Here is a 1,273-nt window from a genome sequence, read left to right as displayed (position 1 = left end):
GGACCTATCCGTGATTTCGTGGGCGAGGCATATCATGAGGTGTAAAGGCCATGGATATGCCGATGAAAAAGAAAAGACAAACTTTAGCGCGTCAGGCAGCGGCCCGAGGGCCGCTGCCTGAACTGCCCAAGGAACTGCTGGACCAGTTGGTCAAGGGGCCGATGACGCCAGCCGAGGTGCAGGACTTGATGCTGGCGTTCAACAAAGCGGTCATCGAACGTGCGATGGGCGCCGAGATGAATCTGCATCTGGGCTACCCGCCGGGCCAGCCCAAGCCGCCCGGTCAGGCCAACGAACGCAACGGCGCCAGCGGCAAGACGGTCATCACCGATCGTGGCCCAGTCCGGGTCGACGTGCCCCGTGACCGTGACGGCAGCTTCGAGCCGATCCTGATCCCCAAGCACGAGCGCCGTTTCACCGGCTTCGACGAACGCATCATCGCGATGTACGCCCGCGGCATGAGCGTGCGCGAGATTCAGGGATTTCTGGCCGAGCACTATGGCACCGAGGTCTCGCCCGACTTCATCAGCTCGGTCACCGACGAGGTGATGGCCGAAGCGCTGAGCTGGCAGAGCCGCCCGCTCGAGACGATGTATCCGGTGGTGTTCTTCGATGCGCTGCGGGTCAAGATCCGCGACGATGGCGTGGTCAGCAACAAGGCCGTGTATCTGGCTTTGGGCATTCAGGCCGACGGCCAGCGCGACGTGCTGGGCCTTTGGATCGAGCAGACCGAGGGCGCCAAGTTCTGGCTCAAGGTGTTCAACGAACTGAAGACGCGCGGCTGCCAGGACATCCTGATTGCCGTGGTGGACGGCTTGAAGGGGCTGACCGAGGCTATCAGCGCAGCCTATCCACGGACCACCGTTCAGACCTGCATCGTGCATCTGATCCGCAACAGTTTGGAATACGCCAGCTACAAGGACCGCAAGGCATTGGCCGCGGCGCTGCGTCCGATCTACGCGGCCGCCAGCGAAGAGGCGGCAAGGCAGGCGTTACAGGACTTCGCTGACGGCCCTTGGGGCGAGAAATACCCGACCATCGTGCAATCGTGGCAGCGGGCATGGGAGCACGTCGTACCGTTCTACGTGTTCCCGCCGGAGATTAGACGGGTCGTGTACACCACGAACGCCATAGAAAGTCTGAACATGCAACTGCGCAAGATCATCAAGACGCGCGGCCACTTCCCGAATGACGAGGCGGCGATCAAGCTGCTCTGGCTGGCGCTGCGCAATGTGCTGGCCAAGACCGTGCGGTCCGCCTTCGACTGGAAATC

Annotated in this window: 1 protein-coding gene; it reads left to right on the top strand. The window is 62.1% G+C overall.

Going from position 1 to position 1,273, the window contains the following annotated elements; translation table 11 throughout:
- Positions 1-56 precede the first annotated feature (56 nt).
- A partial coding sequence (locus ACNQQL_RS35945) for an IS256 family transposase (protein ID WP_416392827.1) occupies positions 57-1,273 on the top strand: 1,217 nt, incomplete at its 3' end.

The organism is Burkholderia sp. LFS061 (assembly GCF_047978125.1).
Taxonomy (GTDB): Bacteria; Pseudomonadota; Gammaproteobacteria; order Burkholderiales; family Burkholderiaceae; genus Burkholderia; species Burkholderia pyrrocinia_C.
This window is presented reverse-complemented; position numbering and strand designations above follow the sequence as displayed.